Origin of the sequence: Chryseobacterium sp. ISL-6 (assembly GCF_018613715.1) — a bacterium.
Lineage (GTDB): Bacteria > Bacteroidota > Bacteroidia > Flavobacteriales > Weeksellaceae > Chryseobacterium > Chryseobacterium paludis.
The window spans coordinates 233,247-241,556 of sequence record NZ_JAGGPT010000003.1 but is presented as its reverse complement, the minus strand read 5'-3'; the positions used below and the strand labels follow the sequence as shown (position 1 = coordinate 241,556).

The 8,310-nt window shown below is 34.1% G+C and carries 7 protein-coding genes and 2 tRNA genes; 4 read left to right on the top strand and 5 right to left on the bottom strand.

What is annotated here, in order from left to right:
- Window positions 1-110: 110 nt before the first annotated feature.
- Window positions 111-185 (bottom strand) — tRNA-Pro (locus tag J7E44_RS07320).
- Window positions 186-198: 13 nt separating this feature from the next.
- Window positions 199-285: transfer RNA gene (locus J7E44_RS07315), tRNA-Ser, on the bottom strand.
- Window positions 286-422: 137 nt separating this feature from the next.
- Between J7E44_RS07315 and J7E44_RS07310 the strand changes: the two genes are divergently transcribed.
- From J7E44_RS07310 to J7E44_RS07295, 4 genes are all read left to right on the top strand, one after another.
- Window positions 423-1,448 carry an N-acetylmuramoyl-L-alanine amidase gene (locus J7E44_RS07310; RefSeq protein WP_214827213.1) on the top strand — a complete coding sequence of 342 codons (1,026 nt, stop codon included), beginning with the start codon at window positions 423-425 and terminating at the stop codon, window positions 1,446-1,448.
- 69 nt (window positions 1,449-1,517) lie between these two features.
- Entirely contained in the window at window positions 1,518-2,918 is a 1,401-nt protein-coding gene (gene aspA / locus J7E44_RS07305) for an aspartate ammonia-lyase (RefSeq protein ID WP_214827210.1), read from the top strand.
- Between the two features lie 96 nt (window positions 2,919-3,014).
- Entirely contained in the window at window positions 3,015-3,869 is an 855-nt protein-coding gene (locus tag J7E44_RS07300; RefSeq protein WP_214827208.1) for a glycosyltransferase family 2 protein, read from the top strand.
- Between the two features lie 66 nt (window positions 3,870-3,935).
- Window positions 3,936-4,976: a hypothetical protein gene (locus J7E44_RS07295; RefSeq protein ID WP_214827205.1), complete on the top strand. Its 1,041-nt coding sequence runs from the start codon at window positions 3,936-3,938 to the stop codon at window positions 4,974-4,976.
- Here J7E44_RS07295 and J7E44_RS07290 read toward each other — a convergent pair.
- The 3 genes from J7E44_RS07290 to J7E44_RS07280 form a co-directional block, all read right to left on the bottom strand.
- Window positions 4,969-6,447 (bottom strand): lipopolysaccharide biosynthesis protein, encoded by a 1,479-nt coding sequence (locus J7E44_RS07290; RefSeq protein ID WP_214827202.1) that lies wholly within the window; start codon window positions 6,445-6,447, stop codon window positions 4,969-4,971. The two genes, J7E44_RS07295 and J7E44_RS07290, sit on opposite strands and share 8 nt — an antisense overlap.
- A gap of 9 nt (window positions 6,448-6,456) precedes the next feature.
- Window positions 6,457-7,251, bottom strand: a complete 795-nt coding sequence (locus J7E44_RS07285; protein WP_214827194.1) for an FkbM family methyltransferase — start codon at window positions 7,249-7,251, stop codon at window positions 6,457-6,459.
- Between the two features lie 207 nt (window positions 7,252-7,458).
- Window positions 7,459-8,124, bottom strand: coding sequence for a DUF2461 domain-containing protein (locus tag J7E44_RS07280; protein ID WP_214827193.1), 666 nt, complete (start codon window positions 8,122-8,124; stop codon window positions 7,459-7,461).
- Window positions 8,125-8,310: the final 186 nt, after the last annotated feature.

Genomic DNA, 8,310 nt, shown 5'->3' with positions numbered 1-8,310 from the left:
GGATTCGAACCTTTGACCGTCTGCTTAGAAGGCAGATGCTCTATCCAGCTGAGCTACGCACCCATTAAAAAGTTGATTCTCGCTTAGTCTATAAGCGCGTTAAAAAAAAGTCGGGGCGGCAGGATTCGAACCTGCGACCTCCTGGTCCCAAACCAGGCGCGATGACCGGACTACGCTACGCCCCGAAAATGATAGTCGCGGAGAGTAAGGGATTCGAACCCTTGGTACCGTTTCCAGTACGCATGTTTAGCAAACATGTCCTTTCGGCCTCTCAGGCAACTCTCCTGTTATAACGTTTTTTGAATGATCGTTGTTCCGTTATTGCGAGTGCAAATATAGAATAGATTTCTTTATTTACCAAATAAATTTCAAGAAAATTTTACGTATTTTTGAGGGTAATAAATGATTAAAAATTTCGACTAATGCGTAAAACATTATATATCATCGGATTAAGTGCTTTTGTTTTTTCTTGTACCCCTCAAAAGAATGTTAAGAAAAGTACATACAAACCAAAAAATCCAGTGACACAACCAAAAACGGTAGTAAAAACACCTGCTACTGAAAAGCCAAAACCACAAATTACCAATGACCGCGGGGTAGAATTTTTCACCACCAATATCGCCGATCCAACGAAGAATGATAATACGGCTAGCTACGGTTCAATTGTCTCTGCAAAACCTGGAGGATATAAGGTTGTAAAAACATACTTTCCGGCTGTTGCTCAAAATTTCAGACAAAAATATTTAATACTGCATTATACGGCTTTACCGGACGATAAATCGATCATGGTTCTAACACAGCAGACTGTAAGTGCTCACTATTTGGTTAATAATACCGGAGATAATGAGATCTATCAATTGGTAGATGAAAATAAACGTGCTTATCATGCCGGAATAAGCTCTTGGAGAAGTGACAAAAATCTGAATGATAACTCAATTGGAGTTGAAATCGTCAACATGGGATATACAACTGATGCTACAGGGAAAAGAACTTTTGCACCATTTAGTGATGAACAGGTAAGAAAGGTTGCTGCTTTAGCAAAAGATATTGTGGTTAGATATCAGATTCCTGCAACCAATGTATTGGCGCATTCCGATATTGCGCCCACAAGAAAGCAGGATCCGGGACCAATGTTTCCATGGAAAAAACTATATGACGAATATCAGATAGGAATGTGGTATGATGAGGCAGCAAAACAAAGTATCTTTGAATTAGCGCAACTTGATTTCCAGACTCGATACAATGAAGCTTCATTTATCTTTTTAATTCAGACAGCATTTCAGAAATTTGGATATGGAATAGAGTTGAGTGGAGTATGGGATGATGCGACAAAAAAAACAATTGAAGCCTTTCAGTATCATTTCCGTCCACAAAACTATGATGGAATTATGGATGCCGAAACATGGGCCATATTGCAAGCTTTGAATCAGAAATATCCTGTAAAATAAAATTTAAAGCGCATCCGATAACGATGCGTTTTTGCTATATTTAAACGATAAAAAAATAAAAAATCTGTAATGGAAAATTTCAGAAAAGAAAGCGATTTGCTGGGAGAACTTAATGTACCGGTAGATGCTTATTATGGAGTGCAAACCCAAAGAGCGATCGATAACTTCAAAATTTCGGGACAGCTTCTTTCTTCATACCCTGACTTTATTAAAGGATTAGCTTTTGTGAAAAAAGCGGCAGCTAAAACGAATTACGAATTAGGTCTATTGGAAGAAGACCTGTATTTCAAAATCGCAGAAACCTGTGATGAGCTTATAGATGGAAAACTTCATGAACAGTTTCCTGTAGATATGATTCAGGGTGGCGCAGGGACTTCAATTAATATGAATGCCAATGAAGTAATTGCTAACAGAGTTTTAGAGAAATTAGGTAAAAATAAAGGGGAATATCAGTTCTGCTCACCCAACGACCATATCAATCTTTCTCAATCCACGAACGATGCATATCCTACAGCTATAAAAATGGGACTTCTGCGTATGAACGTAGGATTAGTTGAAAGACTTGAGAAAATTGTAAATGCTTTTCGTGTAAAAGGACAGGAATTTCAGGATGTTATAAAAATGGGAAGAACGCAGCTTCAAGACGCTGTTCCTATGACTTTGGGACAGGAGTTTGAAGCTTTTGCTGCCAATCTTGAAGAAGATATTTCTAAATTGAATAACAACGCTGACCTTTTTGTTGAGGTTAATATGGGAGCTACAGCAATCGGTACAGGAATCAATGCTCCGATTGGATATGCTAGTCTTTGTGCTAAAAATTTAGCTCAGATTACCGGTTTTCCAATTGTTTCTGCTCCAAATTTAGTAGAAGCTACTCCTGATACAGGTTCTTACGTGATCTACTCGTCAGCGATGAAACGTCTTGCTTTAAAATTATCAAAGATCTGTAATGATTTGAGATTGCTTTCTTCAGGGCCAAGAGCCGGGCTTTTTGAGATCAATCTGCCGCCAATGCAACCAGGATCATCTATTATGCCTGGGAAAGTAAATCCGGTAATTCCTGAGGTGGTTAATCAAGTCTGTTTTAAAGTAATCGGGAACGATCTTACAGTGACCTTTGCTGCAGAAGCAGGACAATTACAGCTGAATGTAATGGAACCTGTACTTTCTCATGCGATCATGGAAAATATTAATTTCCTCTCCAATGCGTTAGATACCCTTCGTGATAAATGTATCGTTGGTATTACAGCCAATAAGGAAGTGTGTTTAAATATGGTGAAACACAGTATCGGTATTGTAACCGCTCTTAATCCTTATATTGGATATAAGAAATCAACGGAAATTGCCAAAGAAGCATTAGAAACAGGAAAAAGTGTATATAATTTAGTGTTGGAAAAAGGAGTTCTTACTCAGGAAAAACTGGATGAGATTCTTGATCCTAAAAATATGCTGATGCCTCATAATAAATAATATTTTTGCAAATCTGTAACAGATAATAATACAAAAGGTCTTCACTTGAATCACAGTGTTTTTTAAGTGAAGGTCTCTATAATACATGATAAAAAATTGAGGTTTTTAATTGTAATTCCGGCACACAACGAAGAGGATAATCTTCCATTTACTTTAGATTCTTTACAACAGCAGCGTTATAAAGATTTTAAGGTTGTGGTCAGTAATGATGGTTCTACAGACCGGACTTCTGAAATCATAAAAAAATATACTGATAATGATTCCAGGTTTGAAACTGTAAACCTCCAGAAGTCGGCACATCAGCCAGGTTCTAAAGTAGTGAATGCTTTTAAGAAAGGTCTGGAAACACAGAGTCCTGATGCCTTTGACATCATTTGTAAGTTTGATGCTGATATTATTTTGTCCGAAAACTATCTTGAAACAATAGAAGAAACCTTCAGAAATAATCCGAAATATGGTTTGATAGGAGGTTTGTTATATGTGGAAAAAGATGGTGAATGGGTGTATGAAGGGAATTCAAATAAAAATCATGTGAGAGGACCTATGAAAGCCTATAGAAAAGAATGTTTTCAAGCGATGGGAGGATTAAGGGAAACATTAGGCTGGGATAATATTGATTCCATATTACTGGAAAATCTAGGTTGGAAAGAGATTGTTTTACCAGAATTAAAAGTGAAATTAATCAAAGTTAAGGGCGCTGATTACACGGTAAAGGAATTTGATTATTATGGAAGATATTTTTATTTTTTAGGACTGAACAGGTTTCTTGCTTATATCGCATCTTCGAAGGAAGCGATGAAAAGTAAATCAATTCCTTTTTTCTTTAAGATCATTAAAACATATGAAGACTGCAGGTCGAAGAAATTGGAACTGAAGATCAGTAAAGATGAACAGCGAGTTATCAACAGCCAACGCTGGAAAGCTTTAAAAAAGAAATGGTTGGGGATTTAAAATTCAAATCATCAGTATAAATTCATTTATATCAATAGCAACGGATTTTAGTTGAAATAAAATACTTTGAAAAATATAGCCTACATAGAAATAGACACTCACACTGAAATTGCACAGGCTTTCATGGATATTATGAAAGACTCAGAGCAGTTTTCAGTCGATTATTATTTTTCAAAAAAAATCAAAGATCAGATCAGAGAAGATGGTGAGGCTGTTTTTTTATCAGACAGTTCGATGATAGGTGATCAATTGAAAGAAAAAAAATATGACCTTATTATTATCGGAACTGTACACCGTTATTTTAATACTTTTCTGACGATTGTTCAGAAATACAATGCCGCTGTTATTACCCATAATCTCAACTTTGCTCAGTCTTCAAAATTTGGTTTAATAAAAAGTATTTTCAAAGAAGATGTTATGTATAGGCTTAAATTATGGTGGAAAGAAAGTTTGGTTTATTCTTCAAAAGTTTATAAGCGGGCAAAACATCTATTGGTTCTTGATCATGAATTGTCTTCAGAAGCATATAACTTTCTACCTCTTTTTTATACGGTCGATTTTGATAAAACTCAAAGTAATGATCTGATAATTGTTATTCCAGGGGGAGTTTCACAGAGAAGGAGAGATTATCAGCATGTTTTTAAAACGATTCAAGATCTTAATGCTGCTCAGAAATGTTCCTTTATATTTCTTGGAAAATCTGAGGGTGAAGAATTGGAGATTCTTGACGATTTATCTCAAAACCTATCCGAAAATAGTACAATACACTATTTTAAAGAGAGGGTGTCAGGGGATGATTATGAAAACTGGATGCGGAAAGCGGATGTATTATGGTGTCCGATCCAACAGGAGACAGCGTTTTTCAGTCAGAAAGAATTTTATGGAAAAACTAAAATGACAGGAAATATAGGCGATGCTATTAAATATGGTAAGCTGGCAGTTTTCCCCAAAGATTATCCATCACAATTAGATTTTATAATTCCCGAAAAAGAAAATGTCATTGAGCAGTTCCAACAGCTTAAAAGCCAAAGTTTTGATTTTCAAAAAAACTATGGCAAAAAGAATGTTCAGGCAACTCTGGAGAAAGTATTAAATAGTCTTATTTAAATTTAAAAATACCTTTAATAAAAGTCTTATTCAGATAATCTTCAAGAGGAAATATTTTCGTGAAGTAATTCCCAATATAAATCAATATCAAAACAACTGCCGGCTTATAGAATAAATTGATGAGGTTATTGTTGAATGTAGGTAAAACAATAGCTACGGTGATCGCTAGCGTACAAATGATGGAAACAAAGATCATCTCAATACTTAGTGGTGAAACTTTAAACATAAAGTAGTTGAAAGCAATTTTAATCACGTTGTAGGTAGTTAATGAAATGGCCGTCGACAAAGCAATTCCAATTAACTTTAAGTCTGTGTTTTTAATAAAATAATAGTTCAAACCTATTGTTAATCCTGCTAGTAGAAGCATTACCAGAATATTGAAACGGTAATATTTTGAAAGAGAAATAATATTTCCATTAAATCCTGTTGCCAGGTCCACTAAAACAGCAGATCCCCAGATCCATACCACAGGCTCATATTCTCTCAGCATAATCCCATTTTTAGGCATAAACTGAGTAAGAAAAGGAAAGCCAACCATGATACATGAAAACAGTACGGCACCCAAAAAATATAAAGATAAAGATGTCTTTTTATGGAATCGGTCTAATTCTTCCATATCTCCCTCTGCAAGCGTTTTGCTGATAATCGGTGCTGAAATATTGAACAGTCCTAATTGCGGAATAGAGATCAATGAGATAAGGGCGTAGATAACTGCATAAACACCATTTTCTTCCATTCCCATAAATTCACCGATCATAAAGCTGTTGATCGCAAGATAGTTCCCAAAAGTCCCTAAAAAACCGAAAAAACTGTAGTTTGAAAACTCTTTCCAGAAGTTGTTTTTTTTGAAATAATCTGTGCTAAAATCTAACCTGATTTTTTCTAATCTATTCGTGTAATAAATATATCCAAAAAGCATTAATGCAAATATTCCAAAGAAAAATGCGAAAGCTATTTTTTGTGATAAAAGGAGATAGGAAAAAATGCAGAAAGCCCCTAAATTAGCTATTTTAGGAAGAAGGTTATCAAAAACATTAGAAACAACAATTCTCTTATAATTTGAAATATATTTATTGAAAATGGCACAAAGTGACAGTATTAAAACAAGTGGTAAAATAATTTGCTTACTCTTCCAGGCTTCCAGTTTAATAAATTTTGGATATAAGAAAGGTATTAAAAAGAAAACAATACAAAATATGATAAAACTGATCAGTATGGTAAGTAATGATAAGGAAAGCATATTTTGCTTTTTACCATCTTTTTCCAGTCTGTGAAAAAACTTAACATTTGAATATGAGATCCCCAGTACAACAAAAGGGACAAGCATTTCTGCTGTAGACAGAATGTAGCGTAGCTTTCCGTAAAATTCAAAATTACTCGGAAAGATAAAGATAGCTGAAACGGTACCCAACAAGAAACCAATATAACCAATAATGGAATATTTGAATCCCTGTCTTGCTACTACACTCATAAAGATATTTTAATAGGTTTTTGGTATAAAAATAATATTGTTGATATACGCTGTTTTGTTTTTTTCGTCGCTGGTGTTGCTTACTAAAATTTCTTCAGTCAGTTTTTCAAGCTTAAAATGAGTACGGTTTAAATAACGCGCCTCATATCCCCAGCTTTCAACTTCAGAGATCTCTTCCCAAATAGGTTTTTCATGATGCCTCTGTTCCATTTCTACCATAAGAGTGGGTAGAAATTGCTGGATGGTTTTTTTACCGCCTAAAAGCGTTTTCATTTCATTTCCTTCAACATCTATTTTAATGAAATCCAGTTTTTGGAGGTTTTCTTTCGTAGCCCAATCATCCAGTTTTGTTACTGTTACTTTTTCAGTATAGCTTCTTTCCTCACCTTTTTCTTTATACGAAGTGTTAAGTGTTCCTCGTGAAGCAACCATTTTGCCATTGATGATGGGAACTTTAAATTCCGCAGTTGTATTTTCATCAGAAAGGGCTAAAGAAAGAACCTTCATAGAAGGAAAAAGTCTCTTTAAACGGGTAAATAATTTTTTATTAGGTTCAAAAGCATAAATATGCTGATGGTTCAGCTTATTTTGCAATTGATACAAAAAAGTTCCAACATTAGCGCCAATATCCAGGATCACTGCATTTTCAGATAAATATTCTTTGATCCACACCAATTCCGGCTCTACATTTCGTGCCGAAAAGTTATCTTTTGAAAGATTGTGTAAGCTTTTAAAATATCTACTTTTATAAAAACTTGGACTTATATATTGTAAGTTTTCTGCAATTCTTTGGTATAAAGACATCCTTGATTATTTGACAGTGAGCAAAGATAGTCAAAAATGTTAAATATGTGTTAAAATATTAAAATCGTAATACATTGATTTTCAAGAGATATTCTAAATTTTATTTTCGAATGGAATATAGGTTGAATATTCTTAAAAATTAGCATTCTTTAAGGGGAATCAGCTAATTGATTTTGTATTAAGTTTGTATTTGTGGCTACCTGTAATTTATTGGAAAGGCGTATTTAAGAAATCATTAAAAGGTTTCATGATTTTAAAAATTTCAGCAATATTTTTGGCTGCATTTTTATCCAATACCTCTTCATCCTTTAGCTTATAGACCACTATAAAACTCTTCAGTTTTAAATATTCACCCATCGGATCTTCCTTTTCAAAACCTTGTGGAACTTTTTTCAATTTATCATCCTGATCCATTTCAGGAAAATATTTTTTGAAATCTTTATTATTTAGAATTTTAATAAAATCATCTCCATACAGCGATATTTCTTTTCGGACTTCTTTTAAAACTGAAGATTCGGGCATATAGATTCCACCTGCTAGAAAGGTTTTTCCTGGTTCCATATGAAGGTAATAACCTCCCTTTTGAGATCCTTTACCCATTCCTAAAGAAGCTCCAAAATTAGTTTTATAAGGGATTTTATCTTTTGAAAATCTTGTATCTCTATAAATTCTGAACAGGGCTTTTTTTGCATCAAGCTTAGCAAGCTCCTCATCAAATCCAGACATTTCTTTGATTAGATCTTCAAGAAAAGCAATTACATTTTCCTGAGATTCCGTATAAAGGTTCTTGTTTTCATTAAACCATTCCCGGTTGTTGTTTTTGGATAGTTTTTTTAGAAAATCAAAAGTTTTTGTAGAAATGGTGGCTGACATATTTTTTTATTTAATCAAATTTAATTAAATTATTCATATCTCAATGCTTCAATTGGATCAGGTTTGGAAGCTTTTAAAGCAGGGTAATATCAATAGAAGATTCTGTAATGAAAGTAAAAGTAGCCAGGATAAAAATGGTGTGACCAGTTTAAAGATCCTGCTATGCAGAAGTTTTTGAAAGCCGTA

Excerpts from the sequence above, each read along its gene's own strand:
- J7E44_RS07310 (WP_214827213.1), top strand. The coding sequence starts at position 423 with ATGCGTAAAACATTATATATCATCGGATTAAGTGCTTTTGTTTTTTCT.
- aspA (WP_214827210.1), top strand. The coding sequence starts at position 1,518 with ATGGAAAATTTCAGAAAAGAAAGCGATTTGCTGGGAGAACTTAATGTA.
- J7E44_RS07290 (WP_214827202.1), bottom strand. The coding sequence starts at position 6,447 with ATGAGTGTAGTAGCAAGACAGGGATTCAAATATTCCATTATTGGTTAT.
- J7E44_RS07285 (WP_214827194.1), bottom strand. The coding sequence starts at position 7,251 with ATGTCTTTATACCAAAGAATTGCAGAAAACTTACAATATATAAGTCCA.
- J7E44_RS07280 (WP_214827193.1), bottom strand. The coding sequence starts at position 8,124 with ATGTCAGCCACCATTTCTACAAAAACTTTTGATTTTCTAAAAAAACTA.